This is a genomic window from Aestuariimicrobium sp. T2.26MG-19.2B, from assembly GCF_950101875.1.
In the GTDB taxonomy this organism is placed as follows: Bacteria; Actinomycetota; Actinomycetes; order Propionibacteriales; family Propionibacteriaceae; genus Aestuariimicrobium; species Aestuariimicrobium kwangyangense.
In genome coordinates this window covers 2,008,902-2,031,759 of sequence record NZ_CATNLW010000001.1, presented here as the reverse complement: position 1 = coordinate 2,031,759, position 22,858 = coordinate 2,008,902, and the positions used below count along the sequence as shown (strand labels likewise).

Here is a 22,858-nt window from a genome sequence, read left to right as displayed (position 1 = left end):
ATAACGGCACGTTTTGCATATTGGGGCGAACAGGGCCATGCTCATGGGTGCACAACAGGCCATCGTCGGCGCGCAGCAACTGGCTGCGTGCCCTCTGGTGCGCCCCGACCACAAGGAGCCCCGTGTCACTGGAGCGCTCGGACGAGTTGGTGGACCCGCCCACCCTGCGCGCCGATGGCGTCTGGCGTCGGCTGCGCCGTGACCGCTTCGCCGTCACCGGGGGCGTCGTGGTGGTTCTCTACATCCTGGTGGCACTCACGGCTCCGCTGATCACTCGGGCCGCGGGAGTTGATCCGTACACCTACGACCTGGCCAGCCTGGACGGCCGGGGTGCCCCCGCCGACGGCTGGGGCGGCATCTCGTCCGACCACTGGTTCGGGGTGCAACCGTTGACGGGACGAGACCTGTTCGCGATCGTGCTGGTCGGCTCACGGGCGTCGTTGGTGGTGGGACTGGGGGCGACCGCCCTGTCGGTGGCGCTGGGCACCGTGCTGGGCCTGCTCGCCGGCTGGTTCGGCGGTGCCGTGGACTGGGTGATCGCTCGTGGCATCGACGTGCTGATCGGTCTGCCCGCCCTGATCTTCATGATCGCCGTCGGTGCGGTGGCACCTGCGTGGCTGCCGCGGCTGTTGTTGCTGGTGCTGATCATCGGTTTCTTCGGGTGGACGACCATCGCCCGAGTCGTGCGCGGGCAGGTGATGTCGCTGCGCTCCTCCGGTTTCGTCCGGGCTTCGCAGGCGCTGGGCGCCGGCCATGCGCAGATCATCTTCCGCCACCTGCTGCCGAACCTGGCGGCCACCATCGTGGTCTTCGCCACCATCGCCATCCCCGGTGCCATCGGCGCCGAGGCTGCCCTGAGCTTCCTCGGGGTCGGCGTGCCGGCCCCCACCCCCAGCTGGGGACGAAGCATCGGCGACGCCGTCACCTGGTTCTCCGTCGACCCGATGTACCTCGTCTTCCCGGGCGCCGCCCTGTTCGTGCTGACGCTCGCCTTCAACGCCTTCGGTGACGGCCTGCGCGATGCCCTCGACCCCCGCACCAGCCGTCATTCCCGCCGTGACCGAGCCCGACGCAGCCCTCGCGGTTCCGGCCGCACCCGGACCCGCGACCAGAGCCCTCAGGGGGCTGTCGCGTGAAACTCGCCCGCTTCCTGCTCGGCCGCATCGCCTCCTTGGTGTTCGTCCTGCTCGTCGTCTCGCTGCTGACCTACGCCGTCTTCGTGCTGCTCCCCGCCGATCCGGCCCAACTGGCCTGTGGCAAGCCCTGCACCCCTGAGCGACTGCAGACCGCCCGGGAGTTCATGCAACTCGACCATCCCTGGTTCCAGCAGTGGTTCGACTTCGTGCGCGGCATCTTCACCGGTCGCACCTTCGGCACGGGCGGCGCCCAGTTCACCTGCCCCGCGCCCTGCCTGGGCTACTCCTTCCGGCTCAACGCCCCCGTGACCGAACTCATCCTCGGACGATTCCCCGTGACGGCATCGATCGCGCTCGGCGCCGCAGTGCTGTGGCTGCTCGCGGGCGTCGCCAGCGGGGTGGTGGCGGCCCTGCGCCACGGCACCGTCATCGACCGCGGCCTGATGGTCGCGGCCATCACTGGGGTGTCAGCACCGAGCTACCTGGTCGGCCTGCTGGGCATCCTGCTGTTCGGTTTCACCCTCGACATGGTGCCGGTCAGCGGCTACGTGCCCTTCCGGGAGTCGCCCGTCGACTGGGTCTGGCACCTGGTGCTGCCATGGGTCGTGCTGGCCCTGTTGAACGCGGCCATCTACACCCGCATCACGCGTGGTCAGATGCTGGAGGCGTTGTCGTCCGACTATGTGCGCACGGCACGGGCCAAGGGCATCGGCGAGTCCCGGGTGGTCACCCGCCACGCCCTGCGCAACGTGGCCATTCCCATCACCACCTTGTTCGCGCTCGACCTCGGCGGCCTGCTCGGTGGTGCAGTCATCACCGAGCGAGTGTTCTCCATCGCGGGGCTGGGAGCCCTGCTGATGGACGCGGTCGGTTCGACCGACGTGCCCCTGCTGGTCGGCGTCACCGTGTTCACCGCCGCCATCATCGTGGCCGCCAATCTCGCCGTCGACGTGGTCTACAGCCTGCTCGACCCGCGCGTCCGGGTGGGCCGCCCATGAGCGGCACCCGTCCACCGGAACCGATGCACCTGCGATGTCGGTGACCCACTGACCCTCCCCAACCCTCCGAACCCACCCGTGAACCCATCAGGAAAGAAGAACATGGCCCTCCATCACACCTCCCTCACCCGCCGCGCGCTGGTGTTGTCGATCCCGCTCGCCGGTCTCGCCACCGCACTGGTGGGGTGCAATGCCAACAACCCCAAGCCCGGTGCGACCTCCTCCTCGGCGGCCGGCTCGGCGACCTCGGCCGCCCCTGCCAGCAAGGGTGGAACCCTGCGCATCCTGACCAGTTCGAGCGCGGTCAACTGGGATCCGGCGATCAGCCAGTCCCTGGCCATCACCTCGCTCGGTCTCGTGCAGCGCCGCCTGACCGCCTGGAAGGTGGGCTCTGACGGTGTCACCAAGGTCGTCCCCGACCTCGCCACCGACACCGGCCAGGTCAGCGCCGACGGCAAGACCTGGACGTTCACCCTGAAGGACGGTCTCGCCTTCGAGGACGGCAACCCGATCACCGCTGCCGACGTGAAGTACTCGGTTGAGCGTTCGTTCGCCCCGCAGCTCTCGGGCGGCCTGGGCTACCACAAGGCACTGCTCGTGGGAGCCAGCGACTACTCCGGTCCCTACGACGGCAAGCAGCTGGCCTCGGTCGAGGCGAAGGACGACAAGACCCTCGTCTTCCACCTGAACAGTGCCTACGGCGACTGGCCGTGGATCGTCTCGATGCCTGCCTTCAGCGCTGTCCCGAAGGCCAAGGACAATGTCAAGACCTACACCACCACCCCGGTGGCGACAGGCCCCTATCGCGTCAGCAAGACCGTCGAGGGCACCTCGATCACCCTGGAGCGCAACGAGCACTGGGATCCCAAGACCGATGAGGCCCGCGGCGGCGGCCCCGACTCGATCATCTTCCAGCTCGGTCAGGACGCCACGGTGGCGGCCCAGCGGCTGATCGCGGACTCCGGGGACGACCAGTTCGCCTTCGGCGCCAGCTTCGTCCCGGCCGCCCAGCTCGCCCAGGTGCAGACCTCGGCGGCCAAGGACCGGCTCGTGACCTCGGGCCCGGGAGCGCTGGCCTACCTGGCCATCAACACCCAGGCCAAGGGCCTCGACGACGTCAAGGTCCGCAAGGCCATCAGCCTGGCCGTCGACCGCAACGCCTACCGGGTGGCCGTCGGTGGTGAGATCGCCGGTGAGTTCGCCGACACGCTGATCACCCCGGGCATTCCCGGGCGCAAGCAGTACGCCTCCCTGCTCAAGGACGTCGCCCCCGCCGGTGATCCCGAGCAGGCCAAGAAGCTGTTGGCCGAGGCCAAGTGGAGCGGTCGGACCCTGAAGTTCGCCATCGCGGACGACGCGGTGAGCTCGGCCAAGGCCGAGGCGATCCAGCAGGGGCTCAAGCGGGCCGGGCTGACCGTCACGATCGTGCCGCTGGCCGACGACGTGCTGACCGAGGCGACCACGCAGGGCGACGGCAGCAAGTACGACCTGACGCTCAGCTCCTGGCAGCCCGACTTCCCCAGCGCCAACGGCAACATCCAGCCGCTGTTCGCATCCGACCAGATCGGCAAGGGTGGCTACAACATCTCGCGCTACTCCAACCCGAAGGCCGACGAACTGATCAAGAAGGCCACCGAGACCACCGACCCGAAGGAGTCCGGTGCCATCTGGGCCCAGGCGGACGAACTGATCAACGCCGACGCACCGGTCGTGCCGCTGATCTACACGAAGAACTCGTTCCTGCACGGGTCGAAGGTCGTCGGTTTCGCCATCCCGGCGTTCCCGGCGTACCCGAACTACCTGACGGTCTCCGTCGCGAAGTGACCCCGATGGACGACCAGAGCGGTGCTCCCCTGCTGCGGGTGCGCGACCTTGACATCAGCTTCGGCAGCCCGGCCGTCCGGGGGGCCAGTTGGCAGCTTCAACGAGGTCGCGTCACCGCTCTGGTCGGCGAGTCGGGATCCGGCAAGTCCGTCTCCGCGATGGCGGTGCTGGGTCTGTTGCCCGGCACCGCCACCGTGACCGGCTCCATCGTGTTCTCACCCGACGATCGGCCCGGAGCTGACAGTGACCGGACCGAACTGGTGGGTGCCTCGGCCGACACCTTCCGCGCCGTCCGTGGAGCCATCTTCTCGTTGGTGTCCCAGGAGCCGATGGGCGCGTGGAACCCGGTGCTCACGCTCGGCGACCAGGTGGCCGAGGCGGTGCAGGCCCACCGTGGACGCGGCCACCGGTCACCCCCGCTCGACCGCTCCGACCTGCGGTCCAGGGTGCATCACCTGTTCACCGAGGCCGGGCTGCGTGACCCGGCCAGGATCGCCGGTTCCTTCCCCCACCAGCTCTCCGGTGGCCAACTCCAGCGTGCCCTGATCGCCATGGCCCTCGCCCAGGACCCGGTCGCGATCATCGCCGACGAACCCACCACCGCCCTCGACGTCACGGTGCAGGCCGAGATCCTCGACGTGCTGCGCCGGTTGCAGGCCGAGCGGGGCACCGCCGTGCTGCTGATCACCCACGACATGGGGGTGGTCGCCGACCTCGCCGATGACGTCGTCGTGATGCAGCAGGGTCGCGTGGTCGAGCATGCCCCGGTCGGCGAGCTGTTCTCCCGACCCCGGCATCCCTACACCGTCCAACTGCTGGCTTCCGTGCCGCGGCTCGAGGCTCATCACGCCACGGCCGCAGGGGTGTCCGGGACAGCACACCTCTCGGGGCAGACGGCGTCCCCGGCAGACCATCCGCCCACCACCGACCGTGAGATCACCGAGCCCGACCTGCCGACGGTCAGGCTGGAGCAGGTCGGCGTCGTCCACCCCGGTCGCAAGGGTGCCGCTCCCGTCGTGGCCGCCGACGGGGTCGACCTCACGATCTCGCCCGGCGAGGTGCTCGGGCTGGTCGGTGAATCCGGTTCGGGCAAGTCGACCCTGGCCCAGGTGATCGGCGGTCTGCTCGCCCCCACCAGCGGGCGGGTGCTGGTCGACGGCGTCGACCTGCAGCACGCGACCCGCGCCCAGCGCAACGGACGCCGGCGCACCACCGGCATCGTCTTCCAGGACCCAGCCTCCACGCTCAACCCGAGGTGGTCGGTCGGACGATCGGTGGCCGAGCCGCTGCGGCTCCACACCGACATCGACGACCGGGCCCGCCGGGAACGCGTGGCCGGTCTGCTCGAGCGGGTACGGCTCGATCCAGCCCTGGCCCAGCGGTTTCCCCACGAACTGTCGGGTGGCCAACGCCAGCGCGTCGCCATTGCCCGCGCTGTCGCCCTGAGGCCGCGGCTGCTGATCGCCGACGAACCCACCTCTGCCCTCGACGTCTCGGTGCAGGCGAGCGTGCTGGCCCTGCTCGAGGAACTGCAGGCCGATCTCGGCTTCGCCTGCCTGTTCGTGTCGCACAACCTGGCGGTCGTCGAGCAGGTCGCCGACACCGTTGCGGTGATGAAGTCCGGCAGCATCGTCGAGCACGGACCGGCCGCCCGGGTGCTGCAGGATCCTCGACACGAGTACACCCGGGCCCTGGTGGCCGCGGCCCCGGTGCCCGATCCCCACCTGCAGCGTGAGCGCCGCGAGGCCAGGTGGGCCGTCAAAGCCTGACCCACGACCAGTGGCCCGTCGTCCGGTCCCGCTAGAGTCCAACCAGGACCAACGGGGGTCCGGGTCGTCGAGGGGATTGTGCTGTGTCGAGCATCTCGAAAGTCCTGGTTGCCAATCGCGGCGAGATCGCCGTGCGGGTCATCCGCGCGGCCGCCGATGCCGGGATCAGGTCGGTTGCCGTCTACGCCGACGCCGATGCCGACTCGTTGTTCGTCCGGTTGGCCGACGAGGCCTTCGCGCTGAACGGTGCCACCCCGGCCGAGAGCTACCTGAACATCCCCAAACTGCTCGACGTCGCCTCCCGGGCCGGAGCCGACGCGGTCCATCCGGGCTACGGCTTCCTCGCCGAGAACGCTGGCTTCGCCCAGGCCGTGATCGATGCCGGCCTGATCTGGATCGGTCCCCCACCCGCGGCCATCGACGCCCTGGGCGACAAGGTGAAGGCCCGACACATCGCGCAGGCGGTGGGTGCACCCCTGGTGCCCGGGACCGCCGATCCCGTGGCCGGTGCCGACGAGGTGGTCGCCTTCGCCCAGCAGTACGGGTTGCCGATCGCCATCAAGGCAGCCTTCGGCGGGGGTGGGCGAGGACTGAAGGTCGCCCGCACCCTCGAGGAGGTGCCCGAACTGTTCGAGTCGGCAACCCGTGAAGCCGTCACAGCCTTCGGACGTGGCGAGTGTTTCGTCGAGCGCTACCTCGACAAGCCGCGCCACGTCGAGACCCAGTGCCTGGCCGACTCCCACGGCGGTGTGGTCGTGATCTCGACCCGCGACTGTTCGCTGCAGCGCCGCCACCAGAAGCTCGTCGAGGAGGCGCCGGCACCCTTCCTCTCGGAGCGGCAACTCGAGATCCTCTACACCTCCTCCAAGGCCATCCTGCGCGAGGCCGGGTACGTGGGAGCGGGCACCTGCGAGTTCCTGGTCGGCCTCGACGGCACCATCAGTTTCCTCGAGGTCAACACCCGCCTGCAGGTCGAGCACCCCGTCTCGGAGGAGGTCACCGGCATCGATCTCGTCCGCGAGATGTTCCGGATCGCCGAGGGTGAGGCCTTGGGCTACGACGACCCCGCGGTTCGCGGTCACTCCATCGAGTTCCGGATCAACGCCGAGGACGCCGGACGAGGATTCATGCCGGCACCGGGAACCCTCACCGCCTGGAAGGCGCCGGCGGGACCGGGGGTGCGCGTCGACGAGGGCTACCACACGGGCATGACGGTCCCCGGAACGTTCGACTCACTCGTCGCCAAGGTGATCGTCACGGGTGCGGGCCGCGACCAAGCCCTCTCCCGGGCCCGCCGGGCACTGTCCGAACTGGTCATCGACGGCATGCCCACCGTCGTCCCCTTCCACCGAGCGGTGCTGGACGACCCGGCGTTCACCGCGCCCGAGGGGTCGTTCGGGGTGCACACCCGCTGGATCGAGACCGAGTTCTCGGGGCAGATCCCTCCCTACTCGGGCACCCTCGGGGAGAGCGACGACGTCGAGCCCCGGCAGAGTGTCGTGGTCGAGGTCAACGGCCGCCGGCTCGAGGTGACACTGCCCGGAAGCCTGGGACTGGCTGCCCGGGCCAGCGCCACCGCCAAGAAACCCGCCAAACGAGACCGCGGAGGCGGCAAGGTGGCTGCTCCCACCGGCAATGCCTTGGCCGCCCCGATGCAGGGCACGATCGTCAAGACCGCCGTCGCCGAAGGTGACCGGGTCGAGGAGGGTGACCTCGTGGTCGTGCTCGAGGCGATGAAGATGGAGAACCCGGTCACAGCCCACCGGGCCGGCATCATCTCGGCGCTGAAGGCGTCCCCGGGACAGGCCGTCACCTCGGGGGAAGTGCTCTGCGAGATCATCGACCCCCCGGCATGACCCCTCGACTGCTCCAGCCCCAGGGGTGTGGAGCGCAATCCTTCAATTCTCAAGTTTCCTCGTCAGATCATGAGAATTGCCGCAAATGGTTCTCAGGAACCCGCGATCGGATTGAGCTCAGCCCTCGTCCTTGTTCAGACTGAAAGACGTGCTCTACTGGCTGATGGGTCTCGGGGTGGTCGCCTTGGGCGGCCTCCTGCTGGCGACCCATCTGCATGACCGCCGCGAACGTCGCGAGATCGAGTCATCCCACCACGAGGTGGACGAGCTGAGGAGGGCCTGCGAGGACGACGTGGCCCTGCTCGGCGCCGACGTCCGCAGACATGCTCCGCTGGACGACCTCGGGGAACTGCTGGACGAGGCATGGCGCGGGGCCAGGGACCTGGAGGCCGAGGCGCGCGACCTGGTGCGCAGTGCCAGCAGCCCCCACCACTTCGAGCTCGTCACCTCCCATCTGGCGGATGCGCGTCAGTGCCTGTCCGAGGTGCAGGCGCTGGTCCTGGACGACACCGCGCCCGGCCCTCGGCCCGCCTGTTTCTTCAACCCCAACCACGGCCCCGCCGACGCCCATGTCGAGTGGCCGGTCGCCTCGGGCACCGTCAAGCTGCCCTGCTGCGTGGCCGACGCCCACCGCATCAACAGCGGCGCCGAACCCTACGCGCGCACGTGGCGCCAGGGGGACGATCGGGTGCCGTGGTGGTTGGCCGGGCACGCCGTCAAGCCGTGGGCGCTGGGCTGGTTCGGCCGGTGGCGGGGCACTCCCCACTGGACGGCCATGGAACAGGTCGCCGAGGTGTTGGTGACCCACGAGCACTCCGACCACGCGGCCGCCTGAGTCCTGATCACCTGACTCCCGCGCCACGGGGCCTGCCGCTCAGTGCTTGCGCTGTCCGCTCTCGGTGCCGCGCACGTGCAACTGCCGCGCCGCCTCGGCGATCGAACCTGACAGTGACGGGTAGACCGTGAAGTCGTTGGCGAACTCGTCCACCGTGATCTTCTCGGCCACCGCGAGCGCGATCGAGTGGATCAGTTCGGAGGCCTTCGGTGCGACCACCACGCCCCCGACGATGATCCCCGTGACGGGCAGGCAGAACAGCTTCACGAATCCGTCGTGCAGTCCCTGCATCTTGGCCCGCGCATTCGAGGCCAGCGGCAGCAGCAGCGCCTGGGCGGTGTTCTCCCCGGAGTCGACCAGCTTCTGGGTGACCCCGACCGTCGCGATCTCGGGTGCCGTGAACACATTGGACGACACCTGGCTCAGCGAGAGCGGTCCGACTGCGTCGCCCAGCGCGTGCCACATGGCGATCCGTCCCTGCATGGCCGCCACCGACGCCAGGGCGAACACCCCGGTGCAGTCACCGGCCGCGTAGACGCCTCGGGCCGTCGTCCGAGAGACCTTGTCGACCACCACGTGCCCCGATGGCGACAGCTCGACCCCTGCCTCGGTCAGACCGATGCCTGTGGTGTTGGGCACGGCCCCGACCGCCATCAGGCAGTGGGAACCGCGCACCTCGCGTCCGTCCTCGAGGGTGACCACAACCTTGTCGGGTTCCTCGGCGGAGTCGTCGACGCGAGCAGCCACGGCGCGTGAGCGCGACAGGATCTGCATGCCGCGTCGCTCGAACACGTTCTGCAGCACCTCGGCCGCGTCGGGGTCCTCACCCGGCAGAACCCGGTCGCGGGAGCTGACCAGGACCACGTCGACGCCGAGGGCGTCGTAGGCGTTGGCGAACTCGGCCCCGGTCACCCCCGAGCCGACCACCACCAGCCGGGTGGGGAGGGAGGTCAGGTTGTAGACCTGCTTCCAGTTCAGGATGCGCTCCCCGTCACAGGGCGCGGTGTCGAGTTCCCGCGGGGTCGTGCCGGTGGCCACCAGGGTGATGTCTGCGGGCAGCCGCTCCTCGGTGCCGTCGGTGTGGGTGGCGATGACGGCCGAGTCACCCTCGAGTCGTGCAGTACCGATGATCACCCGCACCCCTGCGGCCTGCAGCTTCACGCCGATGTCGTGGGACTGGGCATGCGCGAGGTCGAGCACCCGACGGTTGACCTTGGCGAGGTCGACGTGCACGGAACTCGCCACGCTGGAGTCCTCGCCCGTCTCCCAGATCTTCAGCCCCAGTTCGGCCGAGTTCTCGATGGTCGACATCACCTCGGCGGTGGCGATCAGGGTCTTCGAGGGCACGCAGTCGGTCAACACCGCTGCCCCTCCCGGTCCCTCCCGCTCGACCAGGGTGACCCGGCCACCCAATTGCGCGCCGACCAGGGCCGCCTCGTACCCGCCGGGACCGCCTCCGAGAACCACCACATCAGTCACGGGTTCATCTTGGCAGACTCCCGTCGTCCGGTGGTTTTCCCTAGAGTGACGGGGTGACCGACCTCGACCTCACCGATCTGTTCCGCACCGACCCGGCACAGGCCGCGCAACGCGCGGCCGACCATGTCCGAAGCGCCACCGGCATCGAGGGCATCGACCTCGCGCTCGTGCTCGGGTCGGGCTGGAACCAGGGCGCCGACCAGTTGGGCGAGACGATCACCGAACTCCCCCTCGACGAGGTGCCCGGCTTCTCCAAGCCGGTCGTCTCCGGCCATGGCGGCAGCCTGATCCTGGTGCGGGTCGCCACCGGCAAGGTGGCCATGGTGCTGACCGGCCGCACCCACCTCTACGAAGGACGAGGGGTCGAGCCCGTCGTGCACGGGGTCAGGACGGCAGCCGCCCTGGGGGCCGAGACCATCGTGTTGACGAATGGGTGCGGCGGGCTGAACCCCGACTGGGCACCCGGTACCCCGGTGCTGATCGCCGACCACATCAACCTGACCGGCGAGACCCCCTTGCGAGGGGCCACCTTCATCGACATGTCCACCACCTACACCCCGGCCCTGCTCGACCGGGTCGAATCGGTGGCACCCCATCTCGACCGAGGGGTCTACGTGCAGTTCCGCGGACCCCAGTACGAGACCCCTGCGGAGGTGCGGATGGCCGGTGCCATCGGCGGCAGCCTGGTGGGCATGTCGACGGCCCTGGAGGCCATCGCTGCCCGCGAGGCCGGCCTTCAGGTGCTCGGCATCTCGCTGGTCACCAACGCCGCCGCCGGGGTGAGCGCCACTCCCCTCGACCATGCCGAGGTGATCGCCGCGGGACGCGCCGCCGGACCCGCCCTCGCCCGCCTGCTCGCCGACGTCGTCGGCGTCCTGTGACACACCGGAGCACCGACATGTACGACGAGTCCCCCCTCGACCCGAACCTGCGCGCGGCCGCCGAGGCCTGGCGGGAGCAGGACCCCGACGCGGCCACCGCCCAGGCACTGGCCGACCTGGTCGATCGGGCCGAGACCGGCGACCAGGAGGCCCTGGCCGAACTGACCGATGCCTTCGCCGGCCCGCTCACCTTCGGCACCGCGGGGCTGCGTGCAGCCCTCGGCCCCGGCCCCGGGCGGATGAACCGGGTCGTGGTCAGTCAGGCAGCCGCAGGCTTCGCCGCCTGGTTGCGCGCCAACGGTCACCAGGGCGGTCGCGTGCTGATCGGCTACGACGCCCGCTACAACTCCGACGTCTTCGCGCGCGACACCGCAGAGATCATGGCCGGGGCGGGGTTCGAGGCCTGGGTCACCGACCGGTCGACCCCCACCCCTGTGGTCGCCTTCGGGATCGGCGAGTTCGACTGCGTCGCTGCGGTCGTCGTCACCGCCAGCCACAACCCGCCGGCCGACAACGGCTACAAGGTCTACCTCGGCGACGGATCACAGATCGTCCCGCCCACTGACGCCGAGATCGCCGACCAGATCGCGGCGGTCGCGGCTCGTCCCCTGCACGAGATCCCCCGGTCCGAGCAGTACACCCTGGTGGGCGACGAACTGGTGTCGGCCTACGTCGCCCGGGCCGGCTCACTGGTGGCCGAGGGCTCCCCCCGGGAGGTGCGCTGGGTCTACACGCCCATGCACGGCGTGGGCGCCAGGGTCGTCGACCGCGTGGTCGCAGCCGCTGGCCTGCCGCCCGGTCTGGCCGTGGCCCAACAGGTCGACCCCGACCCCGCCTTCCCCACCGTCGCCTTCCCCAATCCCGAGGAACCGGGAGCGATCGACCTGGCGATCGCGCTCGCCAAGGAACAGGGCGCCGACCTGGTGGTCGCCAACGACCCGGACGCCGACCGGTGTGCGGTCGCCACCGTGGTCGACGGTCAGTGGCGCATGCTGACCGGGGACGAACTGGGTGCCCTGCTGGGTGACGATGCCCTGCGCAGGGGACGCGAGGGCGTCTACTCCTGCTCCGTGGTCTCGTCCACCCTGCTGCAGCGGATGGCCGAGGCGCACGGTCGTGAGTTCCGGTCGACGCTGACCGGGTTCAAGTGGATCGGACGGGTACCGGGCCTCGCCTTCGGCTACGAGGAGGCGATCGGCTACTGCACCGACCCCGCCAAGGTGCCCGACAAGGACGGGATCACCGCCCTGGTGAACGTGCTCCGGCTGGCCGCTGGTCTGAAGGCCGAGGGCCGAACCCTCGCAGACCGGTTGGACGAGATCGCCTGCGAGTACGGCTTGCACACGACCGGTCAGCTGTCGGTGCGGGTGGCCGACCTGGGCATCATCGCCGACTCCATGGCCCGGCTGCGCGCCAACCCGCCCTCGCACCTCCTGGGTGAGCCCGTGGTCGTCCGCGACCTGTCCGAACCCGGCGGTGAGCTGCCCGCCACCGACGCCATCGAACTGACCGGTGAGCGTCTGCACGTCGTGGCGCGTCCCTCGGGCACCGAGCCCAAACTCAAGTGCTACCTCGAGGTCAGGGCCACCCCCGAAGAGACGGCCGCCGACCTGGCGGGAACCAGGGAGCGGTTGGTGACGGAGTTGGCCGGGTTGCGGGACGAGATGGCAGCGGCACTGGGCCTCTAGCGGCTGGGGCGTCCAGCCACTGCCGGGTGCCAGCCTGCGTATTGCGACTGGCCCGGTGCGGGCCTGCGCGTTGCGACTGGCCCGGTGTGCGACTGGCCCGGTGTGCGACTGGCCCGGTGTGCGACTGGCCCGGTGCGACCGGGGCTGTGAGGTGTGTCACCAACCACCCCCTGCGCCGGGCGGCTGACTCCCACCTCGTTAGGCTGGATCCATGAAGCGGCTGATCGCCCTGCTGGGCGCCCTGACCATGTCTGTGGCGATGGTGGTGCTGGCCGCGCCCAGGGCGGCGGCAGACAGCAACGACACCCCCAGTTCCTGGAACTTCAGCAGCTATCACGTCACGGCCCAACCCAAGCCCGATGGCACCACCCGCATCAGCGTCGACTTCGTCTTCGACTTCTCCCGCGACGCCGGGCACGGGCCCTTCCTCACCTTCGTCAGTCGCATGCGGGTCGCCGACGACCCCGACCACTGGCGGGTGATCGACTACTCCATTGACTCGGTCACCTCGTCCACCGGCGCCGACACCACCACCAAGCTCACTCGACAGTCCGACAGTCTGGTGCTGCGCATCGGACGCGAGAACCGCACCTTCACGGGACAGCAGCAGTACACCGTGGTCTACACGGCCAAGGGAATCGTGAACCCGCGTGCACCCGGGTCGGGCCTCGACGAGTTCAACTGGAACGCGATCGTGGCGGGCGACGTGCCCTTCAACGATCTCCAGGTGAGCGTGCAGGGGCCGGTTGCGACCACCCGCACCGCCTGCTTCCAGGGCCGCAGCTTCACGGTGGCCTGCTCCGCCTCCCCGGCAGGGTCGTCCACCGCGGTGTTCAAGGTCGACCGGCTCACCAACGGACAGGGCATGCAGGTGGTCGCGGGCTACCCGGCCGGAACCTTCCCTGGCGCGAGGATCCAGTACACCAAGCGGGTGCACCCCGGGAACATGTTCCCGGTCTCGCCGGCCCCGTTGGCCGGGGGTGCGCTGGTCGCGCTGTTGGGCACCGTCGCCGTCGGCACCCTGGTGCGACGCCGCGGGCGTGATGAGCAGTACATCGGTGTGGCCCCCGGACTGACCCCGGCCCCCGGTGCCGGCCAGCAGGTGGGGAAGGCGACCAAGCAGGAGATCCCGGTCGCGTTCTCTCCCCCGCGTGGTGCCACTCCCGGAGAGGTCGGCGTGCTGGTCGACGAGTCAGCCGACAACCGCGACGTGACGGCCACCATCCTCGACCTGGCCGTGCGCGGTCACCTGCAGATCCGGCCCGACCCCGAACGTCCCAAGAACTTCACCCTCGCCCTGGCGCACCGGCCGCCGGCCGACACCGTGGTGCTGCACGAGCAACACCTGCTCGACCGCCTGTTCGGGGGCCGCCTCGAGGTCACCAACCACGACCTCGCCGACAAGGCCAACGCCAAGGTGCTGACCCTCGGCAAGTCCGAACTGGAGGCCAGGACCGTCGAGCTGGGCTGGTTCGCGCGGCGTCCGAGCTTCACCCGTGCGGGGGCCTTCGTGGTCGGCGCCGTCATCACCCTGCTCGGACTCGGTGCGGCGTTCCTGCTGGGTCTGGTCGGGTGGGGCTGGGTCGGGCTCGGCATCGCCCTGGCCGGACTGGTGTTGCTGGCCCTGCACCGGCAGCTGCCGGCGCGCACCGCCGCCGGCTCGGCAGTGCTCGCCCAGGCCCTGGGGTTCCGCACCTACCTGGCCACCGCGGAGGCCGACCAGATCAGGTTCGAGGAGGGCATCGACGTGTTCTCCCGTTACCTGCCCTGGGCGACGGTGTTCGGGGTCGCTGACCGGTGGGTGAGGACGTTCCAGCAACTCGAGGCGGAGGGCCGCTACCATCCCGACACCAGCTGGTACGGGGGCGGCTACTTCTGGGGAGCCAACCTGGCCTTCGCGCAGTCGATGGACGCGGTCACCCACGCGATGTCGAGTTCGCTGCAGTCCGCCGTGACCGCGGCCAACGCCTCGTCCGGATCGGGAGGCGGCTCGGGCTTCGGCGGCGGCGGTGGCGTCGGTGGTGGCTCCGGTGGCGGGTGGTGAGCGGCCAGAGGTGCGTCTTCCTGGTCGCTGGACCGTCCGGGTCGGGCAAGTCGCGGCTGGCTGCCCAGCTGGGGCTGCCCCAGCTCAGGCTCGATGACTTCTACCACGACGACACCCACCCGGGCATGCCGCGCATGTTCGACGAGCACGGCGGGGCGGGCATCATCGACTGGGACCACCCCGACTCCTGGGACTGCGATGCCGCGGTGCGGGCCCTGCACCAGGTGCTGACCACCGGACGAGCCACCCTGCCCCGCTATGAGATCAGCCAGAACCGTGCAGTCGGCACCCAGGAGTTCGACCTCGGGGACTCCTCCGGAGTGATCTGCGAGGGCGTCTTCGCTCCCCAACTGCTGGCCCCGCTGCGGTCCGCCGGGGTGCGGTTCGACGCCATCTGGCTGGACCGTCCCCGCCTGTTCAACTTCTCGCGGCGCCTGCGCCGAGACCTCGCCGAACACCGCAAGCCCCCGCGGGTGCTGGTGCGGCGAGGACTGGCGTTGATGCGGCATGAACGAGGGCTGCGCAGGCGTGCTCTCGCGCAGGGGTTCAGGCCTCTCGGGATGCGTGCGGCCCTGGCCCACATCGCGGATACGTTGACGGCGTGACCGACCACCTGCAGAGTGCGGCCGCCACGGGCCCCGCCCTGGACCACTCCTTCGAATCCGATCGACTCCACTCCCCCGGGCGACCGCTCACCCCCGACCAGCCCGCCGGCGGCAGACCCGGACGAACGGCCCTGTCCTGGCTGGCCTTCGTCGCCGTGCTCGCTGTCGGGTTGGTGGTGGGCGCCGTGCTGGCACGGCTGGTTCCACCGGGGGACGCGGCCACGACGGTGGCGGCCCTGGGGCAGTTGGCCGGTGCAGTGGGCGGCTACGCGGCCGTGCTGGCCATCGAGGGACGACTGCGCCACCCCTACGAGGTTCACGGGCGCAGGGCGTTCCGCGGCGCCTGGCTGGGGCTGCTGATCGGGGCCGGCCTGCTGCTCCTGTGCGCAGCGGTGCTCACCGTCGCCGGGCTGCGGGTCTTCGACGGGCTCAACCACCAGGTCTCAGGGCTGGGATGGCAGCTGCTGCAGGTCGGCCTGGTGGCCGGCGTCAGTGAGGAGATCATGTTCCGCGGCATGCTCTACCGGGTGGCCGAGCGAGGTCTGGGCACCTGGTTGTCGACGGCGCTCAGCGGTCTGGTCTTCGGGCTGGCCCACATCTTCAATCCCGAGGCGAGTTGGTGGGGAGCCGTGGCCATCGCGCTCGAGGCGGGGCTGATGTTCGCGCTGCTCTACGCCCTCACCCGCAACCTGGTGTTGATGATGGGCATCCACGCGGCGTGGAACATCATGCAGGGCCCCGTACTCGGCTCAGTGGTCTCGGGCACGGCGACCCAGGGCAACGGGGTGCTGGTCAGCCACCCCGCGGGCCCAGACCTGTTGTCGGGTGGCGGCTTCGGCATCGAGGCGAGCCTGATCACGGTCGTGCTGCTCAGCGTCGTCACCGTGCTGGCCGCCGTACGGCTGCACCAGCGAGGCATGATCGTGCCCCCGCGCTGGCGGCGTCACTGATCCGCGCCGGAAGGGGCACGTGAGAGGCCTTCCCGTCACGTGGCGTGACGAACCACCCGCTGGGCTGCCCCATTCTGCATGGAAATTCCGCCGGGGCTGCCGATCAGTGCCGCTCAGGCGATCGGAGACCACTCCGGGCCGGTCTGGCCCAACTTCTCGTCGAGCTTGGCGAACAGGGGCGAGGGCTTCGAGAGCGCTCGACCCACCTCGACCGGGCGTGAGGCCCAGACCGCCTGCTGGGCGGTGTAGTCGCCGGTCAGCACCGGGTAGCTGCGCACCTCGCCGGAGTCGAGGGTTTCGGTGACCTCGACCAGGTCGGGCTGGGCCGCCCAGACCCCCTCGCCGCCCAGGGCCTCGTGCACCTTCTGGGCCGAGTGGGGCAGGAAGGGGGTGAGCAGGGTGTTGGCGTCCTGCACGACCTGCAGCGCCACGTGCAGCACCGAGTCGCGGCGGGTCGGGTCGTCCTTGAGCTTCCAGGGCTCCTGGTCGGAGAGGTACCGGTTGGCCAACGTCACGATCCGCATGGCCTCGGTGATGGCCGCCTTGAACTTGGCCGTGGCCAGCAGTTCGCCGACGGTGTCGAAGGCCGCACGCGCCGACTCGAGCAGCGCGAGGTCCTCGGGGGTGGGGTCGGTCAGCGCGGGGATCGCGCCCACGTTCTTGTGCGCCATCGAGATCGACCGGTTGACCAGATTGCCCCACTCGTTGGCGAGCTCGAAGTTGGTGCGCCGGACGAACTCGTCCCACGTGAAGTCGGTGTCCTGGTTCTCGGGGCCGGCGACCGCGATGAAGTAGCGCAGGGCGTCGGGGCCGAAGTCGCGCAGGAATTCCCGCACGTAGATCGCCCCGCCGCGGGACGAGGCCACCTTCGAACCCTTCATGGTGAGGAACTCACTCGAGACGATCTCGGTGGGCAGGTCGAGGGTGCCCAGGAGCTCCGACGGCTCGCCGCCCTTGGCTCCCTCGCCGTTGACACCCAGCAGGATGCCCGGCCAGATCACCGAGTGGAAGACGATGTTGTCCTTGCCCATGAAGTAGTAGCTCTTGGCCTGCTCGCCCTGCCAGAAGGTCTTCCACGCATCCGGGTCACCGGCGCGCGTCGCCCACTCGATCGAGGCGGACAGGTAACCGATGACAGCATCGAACCACACGTAGATGCGCTTCATCTGGTTGGCCTCCCAGCCCTCGACGGGGATCGGGACGCCCCAGTCGAGGTCGCGGGTGATGGCTCGGGGACGCAGGTCCTTGAGCAGGTTGTGGCTGAACCGCAACACGTTCGGACGCCAGTCGGTGCGGGTCTCGAGCCAGCGACCGAGCTCCTCGGCGAGCGCGGGGAGGTCGAGGAAGAAGTGCTCGGTCTCGACGAACTCGGGGGCCTCGCCGTTGATCCGGCTGACCGGGTTGATCAGGTCGATCGGGTCGAGCTGGTTGCCGCAGTTGTCGCACTGGTCACCGCGCGCCCCGTCGAACCCGCAGATCGGGCAGGTTCCTTCGATGAAGCGGTCGGGAAGGGTTCGTCCGGTCGACGGTGACAACGCCCCCATCTGTGTCTGCTTGACGATGTAGCCGTTGGCGTACAGCGTGCGGAAGACCTCCTGCACCACCTCGTAGTGGTTCTGGGTGGTCGTGCGGGTGTAGAGGTCGTAGGTGAGTCCCAGGCCCTGCAGGTCCTCGGCGATGATGCGGTGGTACTTGTCTGCGGTCTCGCGGGCCGTGAGCCCCTCCTGGTCGGCCTTCACCTGGATTGCCGTGCCGTGCTCGTCGGTGCCCGAGACCATCAGCACGTTGTGCCCCGCCATGCGCATGTACCGCGAGAACACGTCGGAGGGCACGCCGAAACCGGAGACGTGACCGATGTGACGAGGGCCATTGGCATAGGGCCAGGCCACGGCAGCAAGGATGTTGGCACACATGGGGTTCAGACTATCGCCAGCCGGGGGTGCTCCCTGACGGGGTCGGCGCGACCACCCGGCGCCCCGAGGACTACTCCGAGGGACCGACCGGTGTGCCCTGGTGGAAGCGCACCTGCCACCCGCTGCTCGTCCGCTGCCACAGGGAGAAGCGGAGACTCGTCCGGTGACCCAGCCCCAAGGTCCACCGCAGTCCGACCAGTCCGGGAGCGTACTCGGTGACCCCCAGCAGGTCGATGCGAGGGGTCAGGCCGACGGAGGCGAGGCCCGCGAGCGCCCGGTTGCGGGTGACCACGCGTCCGCTGGCACCGTGCTCGACGAACTCCGGGTGCAACAGGTGGGCCAGCGCGTCCGGATCGGTGCGGACCGATGGATCGAGCAGGCGCCGCTCCAGGGCGATCAGTTCCACTCCCAGAGCCGAGGTGGTCCCGCTGGCCGCCGGGTCGGCGCTCTCGGGCTCGTCGATGGGTTCCCTTGTGGGGTCGGGGATGCTGAACAGGTCGGGCTCCGGCTCGATGACCGTGGGCCTGAACGACTTCGAGCGGGCACCGGGCACGGGCTCGGCAGCGAACCCGGGACCGTGATCGACGGGGGTGCCGTCGCGGTGGGCCGTCGCCGCGGCTCGTGCCCTGAGGTCGGCGGCCTCGTTGAGTTCGTGCCCGGCGTGACCCTTCACCCACTCGAAACCGACGGAGCGCCCGGCGAGGGCCTGGTCGAGTTCCTTGAGCAGCTCGACGTTGAGCACGGGCTTGCCGTCGGCCTTGCGCCAGCCGCGGCGCTTCCACCCGCTGATCCACGTGGTGGCGCAGTTGATCACGTACTGCGAGTCGCACAGCACCAGCAGCGACTCGTCGGTGCCCGCGGTCTGCTGCAGCAGGTCGACCACGGCCATCAACTCGCCCATGTTGTTGGTCCCGTGGTCCCACCCCCCGGCCGCCCAGCGCTCGTCGTCGATGTACCAGGCCCAGCCGGCGGGCCCCGGGTTCGACAGGGACGAGCCGTCTGCGGCAGCGGTGATCATGCTGGGAACCTACCCGATGCCGTCCGACGGGGACCCTGCCCTGATGCCGAACTGTTCCTCACCTCGAACTGCTCCCCACCGCGAACGGGACTCCCTCGAACTGGCCTCACCGCGAACTGGCCTCACCGCGAACTGGGACGAAGCGTCGCATCCAGTCTCTCGAAGTCGGGGCGGAGCACCAGCCGATTGCCCTCGGCTCGCGCCACCTGGGCCCAGTCGACGAGGAAGCTACCCCGATGGCGCCACCTCATCCACGCGTTCACCATCCACGGGGCATTGGCGTTGCTGCGCTGGAAGCCACCGAACGTCGACCTGGAGTGCGGGCTGACCACCAACCCCACGAGTTCGGCCTCCTCGGGGCCGCCCACACTCGGCGGCAGGAATCGGAACCGGGCATCCACCACGGTGCCCAACCGCTCCCCTGCCTCGTTGAACACGTGGCGTCCGAGCAGGTCATTCAGATTCATGGCGCCCTCCCGGGATCCGGGTGATGATCCGCTCGCGCAGCCACGACTCCGTCCACCCGACGTTGAGGGCCTCGGCTGCCAGCCGCAGTTTGACCATCACCCCGACGCGTTCGACGTCACCCCAGTCGATGCGCTCCCACAGGTGGCGCGGTGGTCGTCCGCCGAACACACGGGTGACCAGGACGGGACCGGCCAGGATGGCGGTGATCCGGGGCCGCGGGCCGCCGACGGGGAACTCGACACCGTCGTGCAGGTCACCGGAGAGTTCCAGGTCGTCGACGGTGCACACGGGTTCGTCATTCCGGTCGAGCACCTGCCGGTCGAGCAGGGTCAGCGTGGCATCGAAGATGAGAGGACGGTGCTCATGGATGCTGGACTCGTTGCGGGCACTCATTTCCCTGCTCCCGTGATGATCATGAGGGGGATGGCGGCGAGCGAGGCGGCGACCACGATGACCAGGAAGATCTGACCGGCGATGTTCACCAGCCGCGAGTTCACGTACTGCCCCATGTAGTCGGGATCGTTGGCCACCACCAGGATCGGGAAGTACGTCAGGGGCAGCGCGGCGGCGGAGAAGACCACCGACATCTCGGTCACCATGACGGGATCGATACCGGTCATCAGCACGGCGATGCCGACCAGCAGGCAGATCATCATGCTGACGTGGAACCGGGCTGCCCGGGCCGGGCTGCGGAACTTGCCCCACGACCAGCCGAAGAACTGGGCCAGGGTGTAGCCGGACGACAAGCTGGTCTCCAGCCCCGCCCCGAACGTGGCCGCGAACAGTCCCACGAGGACGAACGCCACCGCGAGCTTTCCCCCGGCGGCGGCCACCGGCAGCACCAGTTGCGACAGGGACGAGACCTCGATGCCCTTCGGCATCAGTAAGACGGCGGCGCAGCCGGCGATCGCCAGTGACAACAGTCCCCCCAGGGGGAATCCGACCAGGACGTTCGTGCGCGACTGGGAGAGGTCCTTGAGTGACCACTTCTCCTCGACCGCCCCGGAGGAGAAGAAGAAGACCTCGTAGGGGGTCATGGCCGCCCCGAACAGCGCGACGGCGTAGTACCAGTAGGTGGCCGGCGACTCGGTCTGGCTCAGGTGGGGGCTGACCGCCTGCTTGACCACCTCACCCCAGTCGGGGCCCAGCAGGAACAGGGCAACCGCGAAGACGATCAGGCACAGCCCCAGCAGCCCCGTCACGTTCTCGAGCACCGTGAACTTCACCCGCCAGATCACCAACCACAGGGCGACCGCGGCCACCGGCACCCACAGCAGGTAGTTGACGCTGCTGGCGAGCATCAGGGCCAGCGCCACACCACCGATCTCAGCGGTCAGGGTCATCAGGTTGATGAGGAAGGAGGCCACCAGGTTGAGCAGCCCCACGCGGGCACCGAGCCGTTCGCGGATGAGTTCGAAGGTGGCTCGTCCGCTGACGGCCGCCACCCGCCCGGACATGTTCGCGAACAGGCAGATGCCGACGACCCCCAGCAGTGTCGACCAGGCGAGGCCGAAGCCGAACCGGGACCCGACGACGCCGTTGGTGACGAGGTCTCCGATGTCGACGAAGCCACCGATGGCTGTGAGGATGCCCAGTGCCAGTCCCAGGACCTTCTTCATCGGCTGGCCCACTCGTCCTGCAGGTCGGTCAGCTGCTTGGCCTGCTCGCGCAGGGTGGGTGCCAACCGGGCCAAGGTCTGGTCGTCGTGGTTGGCGGCAGCATCGTCCGCCAGTTGCAGGCTCCGCTGGGCGCGGTGCACGGCGTCGATGGTGGTTCGGCGTGACGCCTGCCGATCCGTCGTGCTGGCCTGCAGTTGGTCGAGGGTGCCGGCCGCGGTGCTCGACTGCTGGTCGGCGTCAGCGATGGCGGAATCCCGGACGGCGGAGGTCAGCCGTCCATGGGCGGTCAGGTCGATGGCCTCGGCCGCGCTGCCACTGGCGGAGGCAACCTCGCCGGCCGCCGTGGACAGTTGGTCGTAGAACCCGGCCGTCGACGCGCACGCTGCCACTGGCGTCAGGAGCACCCCGGTGGCCGCGGCGACCAGCCACCTCGTCCACGACCCTGCCATGTCCGTCCTCCGTCCTCCCCACTGAGCTCACCCCTGATGACCTCAGCACGAAACCCCCCTCCGGGTGGCTGCTCGGACGATTCTCCGGTCGCCCGTGGGGCAACCAGGACGGGAGGAGCCCAACCGGGGGCAAACCCGAGGACGGGACGAGAACCCCTGTCGGACTGTCAGGAACCCGTGATCAGCCCTCGAACCCGGGCTTGATCACCTCGTCGATCAATCCCAGGCGCTGGTCGAACGGCAGGAAGGCCGACTTCATGGCGTTGAGCGTGCACCAGCGCACATCTGCCTTCGTCCACCCGAAGGTCTCGACCAGCAGCGCGAACTCGCGGCTGAGGGTGGTGGCTGACTGCAGCCTGTTGTCGCAGTTGACGGTGACCCGGAAGCGGAGCCTCTTGAACAGGTCGACGGGGTGGTCGGCCAGGGTGGTCGCGACGCCGGTCTGCAGGTTGGACGAGGGACACACCTCGAGCGGGATCCGCTGGTCGCGCACGTAGCTGGCCAACCTGCCCAGTCGCCACCCGCCGCCGTGCTCGACCTGGACGATGTCGTCGACCAGCCGAACTCCGTGGCCCAACCGGTGGGCCCCGCACAACTGCACGGCCTCCCAGATGGAGGGCACCCCGAAGGCCTCCCCGGCGTGGATGGTGAACCGCGCATTGGCGCGCTTCAGTTCGTCGAAGGCACCCGACCAGAGGGTGGGTGGGAAGCCGTCCTCGGCGCCGGCGATGTCGTAGCCGCACACCTGCTGGTCGCGGTAGGCGATCACCAGGTCGGCCACGTCGAGGCTGGGCGAGGCGTGGCGCATCGAGCACAGGATCTGCTGGGCGACGATCACCCCTCCCGCGGCGCGCACCTCGGCCTCGCCCTCGCGAAGTCCGTCACGGACAGCCTCGACGGCGGCGGCCATGGTCAGGCCGCGCCGCAGGTGTTGCTCGGGGGCCCAGCGCGCCTCGGCGTAGACCACCCCATCGGCGTGCTGGTCGAGCACGAACTCCCGGGCCACCCGCACCAGCTGTTCCCGGGTCTGCATGGCCGCGATGGTGTGCTCGAAGGTGGCGATGTAGCTCACCAGGGAACCCGCACTGGCGTGCTCGTGGAACCATCGCCCCAACTGCTCAGCGTCCAGGTCTGCACGCCCGGCGCCGCCCGGCCCCGGCAGGGGGTGACCGTTCTCCCGGCAGTGGTCGATCACCGTCTGTGGACGAAGTCCACCGTCGAGGTGGTCGTGCAGCGTGACCTTGGGCAGTCGGCGCAGTTCGTCGATGGTGAGCGGTGGCGCGCTCTCGCCCGCGTGCACGGCAGGTGCCCGGTCAGCCGACATGT

The 22,858-nt window shown here is 69.5% G+C and carries 19 protein-coding genes; 11 read left to right on the top strand and 8 right to left on the bottom strand.

The features are described from left to right. Positions 1-122 precede the first annotated feature (122 nt). From QQZ11_RS08990 to QQZ11_RS08965, 6 genes are all read left to right on the top strand, one after another. Positions 123-1,136, top strand: a complete 1,014-nt coding sequence (locus QQZ11_RS08990) for an ABC transporter permease (protein ID WP_284549938.1) — start codon at positions 123-125, stop codon at positions 1,134-1,136. After that, positions 1,133-2,134, top strand: a complete 1,002-nt coding sequence (locus QQZ11_RS08985; protein ID WP_022910804.1) for an ABC transporter permease — start codon at positions 1,133-1,135, stop codon at positions 2,132-2,134. Before QQZ11_RS08990 ends, QQZ11_RS08985 begins: the two co-directional genes overlap by 4 nt. A gap of 102 nt (positions 2,135-2,236) precedes the next feature. Continuing rightward, positions 2,237-3,958 carry an ABC transporter substrate-binding protein gene (locus QQZ11_RS08980; protein ID WP_284549936.1) on the top strand — a complete coding sequence of 574 codons (1,722 nt, stop codon included), beginning with the start codon at positions 2,237-2,239 and terminating at the stop codon, positions 3,956-3,958. Positions 3,959-3,963: 5 nt separating this feature from the next. Then, the gene (locus QQZ11_RS08975) at positions 3,964-5,727 is read left to right on the top strand and encodes a dipeptide ABC transporter ATP-binding protein (protein WP_022910802.1); all 1,764 of its coding nucleotides are present in this window, start codon (positions 3,964-3,966) and stop codon (positions 5,725-5,727) included. Positions 5,728-5,810: 83 nt separating this feature from the next. Beyond that, entirely contained in the window at positions 5,811-7,583 is a 1,773-nt protein-coding gene (locus QQZ11_RS08970) for an acetyl/propionyl/methylcrotonyl-CoA carboxylase subunit alpha (RefSeq protein ID WP_022910801.1), read from the top strand. Between the two features lie 148 nt (positions 7,584-7,731). Continuing rightward, positions 7,732-8,418, top strand: a complete 687-nt coding sequence (locus QQZ11_RS08965) for a hypothetical protein (protein WP_284549935.1) — start codon at positions 7,732-7,734, stop codon at positions 8,416-8,418. A 39-nt stretch (positions 8,419-8,457) separates the two neighbouring features. Here the strand turns inward: QQZ11_RS08965 and QQZ11_RS08960 are convergent, their stop codons facing one another. Continuing rightward, on the bottom strand, positions 8,458-9,897 hold the full coding sequence (locus tag QQZ11_RS08960) for an NAD(P)H-quinone dehydrogenase (RefSeq protein WP_022910800.1): 1,440 nt from the start codon (positions 9,895-9,897) through the stop codon (positions 8,458-8,460). Between the two features lie 53 nt (positions 9,898-9,950). Here QQZ11_RS08960 and QQZ11_RS08955 point away from each other — a divergent pair, with 53 nt between their 5' ends. The 5 genes from QQZ11_RS08955 to QQZ11_RS08935 all read left to right on the top strand — a co-directional run bounded on the left by QQZ11_RS08955 (position 9,951) and on the right by QQZ11_RS08935 (position 16,065). Beyond that, positions 9,951-10,778 (top strand): purine-nucleoside phosphorylase, encoded by an 828-nt coding sequence (locus QQZ11_RS08955; protein ID WP_022910799.1) that lies wholly within the window; start codon positions 9,951-9,953, stop codon positions 10,776-10,778. Between the two features lie 17 nt (positions 10,779-10,795). Then, entirely contained in the window at positions 10,796-12,466 is a 1,671-nt protein-coding gene (locus QQZ11_RS08950; RefSeq protein WP_284549933.1) for a phospho-sugar mutase, read from the top strand. Positions 12,467-12,677: 211 nt separating this feature from the next. Continuing rightward, the gene (locus tag QQZ11_RS08945) at positions 12,678-14,510 is read left to right on the top strand and encodes a DUF2207 domain-containing protein (RefSeq protein ID WP_284549931.1); all 1,833 of its coding nucleotides are present in this window, start codon (positions 12,678-12,680) and stop codon (positions 14,508-14,510) included. Next, positions 14,507-15,115 (top strand): uridine kinase family protein, encoded by a 609-nt coding sequence (locus tag QQZ11_RS08940; protein ID WP_284549929.1) that lies wholly within the window; start codon positions 14,507-14,509, stop codon positions 15,113-15,115. The genes QQZ11_RS08945 and QQZ11_RS08940 overlap by 4 nt, the downstream gene beginning before the upstream one ends. Beyond that, positions 15,112-16,065, top strand: a complete 954-nt coding sequence (locus QQZ11_RS08935; protein ID WP_022910795.1) for a CPBP family intramembrane glutamic endopeptidase — start codon at positions 15,112-15,114, stop codon at positions 16,063-16,065. The genes QQZ11_RS08940 and QQZ11_RS08935 overlap by 4 nt, the downstream gene beginning before the upstream one ends. Before the next feature lie 113 nt (positions 16,066-16,178). On the opposite strand, the gene metG is transcribed toward QQZ11_RS08935, so the two are convergent. From metG to QQZ11_RS08900, 7 genes are all read right to left on the bottom strand, one after another. Continuing rightward, complete coding sequence (gene metG, locus QQZ11_RS08930) at positions 16,179-17,978, bottom strand: methionine--tRNA ligase (RefSeq protein WP_284549927.1); 1,800 nt, start codon at positions 17,976-17,978, stop codon at positions 16,179-16,181. Between the two features lie 70 nt (positions 17,979-18,048). Next, positions 18,049-18,996 carry a ribonuclease HI family protein gene (locus QQZ11_RS08925; RefSeq protein WP_284549925.1) on the bottom strand — a complete coding sequence of 316 codons (948 nt, stop codon included), beginning with the start codon at positions 18,994-18,996 and terminating at the stop codon, positions 18,049-18,051. Between the two features lie 122 nt (positions 18,997-19,118). Then, positions 19,119-19,463: a PRC-barrel domain-containing protein gene (locus QQZ11_RS08920; RefSeq protein ID WP_284549923.1), complete on the bottom strand. Its 345-nt coding sequence runs from the start codon at positions 19,461-19,463 to the stop codon at positions 19,119-19,121. Further along, on the bottom strand, positions 19,450-19,857 hold the full coding sequence (locus QQZ11_RS08915; RefSeq protein WP_022910791.1) for a hypothetical protein: 408 nt from the start codon (positions 19,855-19,857) through the stop codon (positions 19,450-19,452). The genes QQZ11_RS08920 and QQZ11_RS08915 overlap by 14 nt, the downstream gene beginning before the upstream one ends. Continuing rightward, complete coding sequence (locus QQZ11_RS08910) at positions 19,854-21,083, bottom strand: Nramp family divalent metal transporter (RefSeq protein ID WP_284549922.1); 1,230 nt, start codon at positions 21,081-21,083, stop codon at positions 19,854-19,856. The genes QQZ11_RS08915 and QQZ11_RS08910 overlap by 4 nt, the downstream gene beginning before the upstream one ends. Next, on the bottom strand, positions 21,080-21,532 hold the full coding sequence (locus QQZ11_RS08905; RefSeq protein WP_284549920.1) for a hypothetical protein: 453 nt from the start codon (positions 21,530-21,532) through the stop codon (positions 21,080-21,082). The genes QQZ11_RS08910 and QQZ11_RS08905 overlap by 4 nt, the downstream gene beginning before the upstream one ends. Before the next feature lie 181 nt (positions 21,533-21,713). After that, the gene (locus QQZ11_RS08900; RefSeq protein WP_284549919.1) at positions 21,714-22,856 is read right to left on the bottom strand and encodes an adenosine deaminase; all 1,143 of its coding nucleotides are present in this window, start codon (positions 22,854-22,856) and stop codon (positions 21,714-21,716) included. Positions 22,857-22,858 lie beyond the last annotated feature (2 nt).

Coding starts and splice junctions, on each gene's coding strand:
- QQZ11_RS08980 (WP_284549936.1), top strand. CDS start 2,237: ATGGCCCTCCATCACACCTCCCTCACCCGCCGCGCGCTGGTGTTGTCG.
- QQZ11_RS08975 (WP_022910802.1), top strand. CDS start 3,964: ATGGACGACCAGAGCGGTGCTCCCCTGCTGCGGGTGCGCGACCTTGAC.
- QQZ11_RS08950 (WP_284549933.1), top strand. CDS start 10,796: ATGTACGACGAGTCCCCCCTCGACCCGAACCTGCGCGCGGCCGCCGAG.
- QQZ11_RS08945 (WP_284549931.1), top strand. CDS start 12,678: ATGAAGCGGCTGATCGCCCTGCTGGGCGCCCTGACCATGTCTGTGGCG.
- metG (WP_284549927.1), bottom strand. CDS start 17,978: ATGTGTGCCAACATCCTTGCTGCCGTGGCCTGGCCCTATGCCAATGGC.
- QQZ11_RS08925 (WP_284549925.1), bottom strand. CDS start 18,996: ATGATCACCGCTGCCGCAGACGGCTCGTCCCTGTCGAACCCGGGGCCC.
- QQZ11_RS08920 (WP_284549923.1), bottom strand. CDS start 19,463: ATGAATCTGAATGACCTGCTCGGACGCCACGTGTTCAACGAGGCAGGG.
- QQZ11_RS08915 (WP_022910791.1), bottom strand. CDS start 19,857: ATGAGTGCCCGCAACGAGTCCAGCATCCATGAGCACCGTCCTCTCATC.
- QQZ11_RS08910 (WP_284549922.1), bottom strand. CDS start 21,083: ATGAAGAAGGTCCTGGGACTGGCACTGGGCATCCTCACAGCCATCGGT.
- QQZ11_RS08905 (WP_284549920.1), bottom strand. CDS start 21,532: ATGGCAGGGTCGTGGACGAGGTGGCTGGTCGCCGCGGCCACCGGGGTG.
- QQZ11_RS08900 (WP_284549919.1), bottom strand. CDS start 22,856: ATGTCGGCTGACCGGGCACCTGCCGTGCACGCGGGCGAGAGCGCGCCA.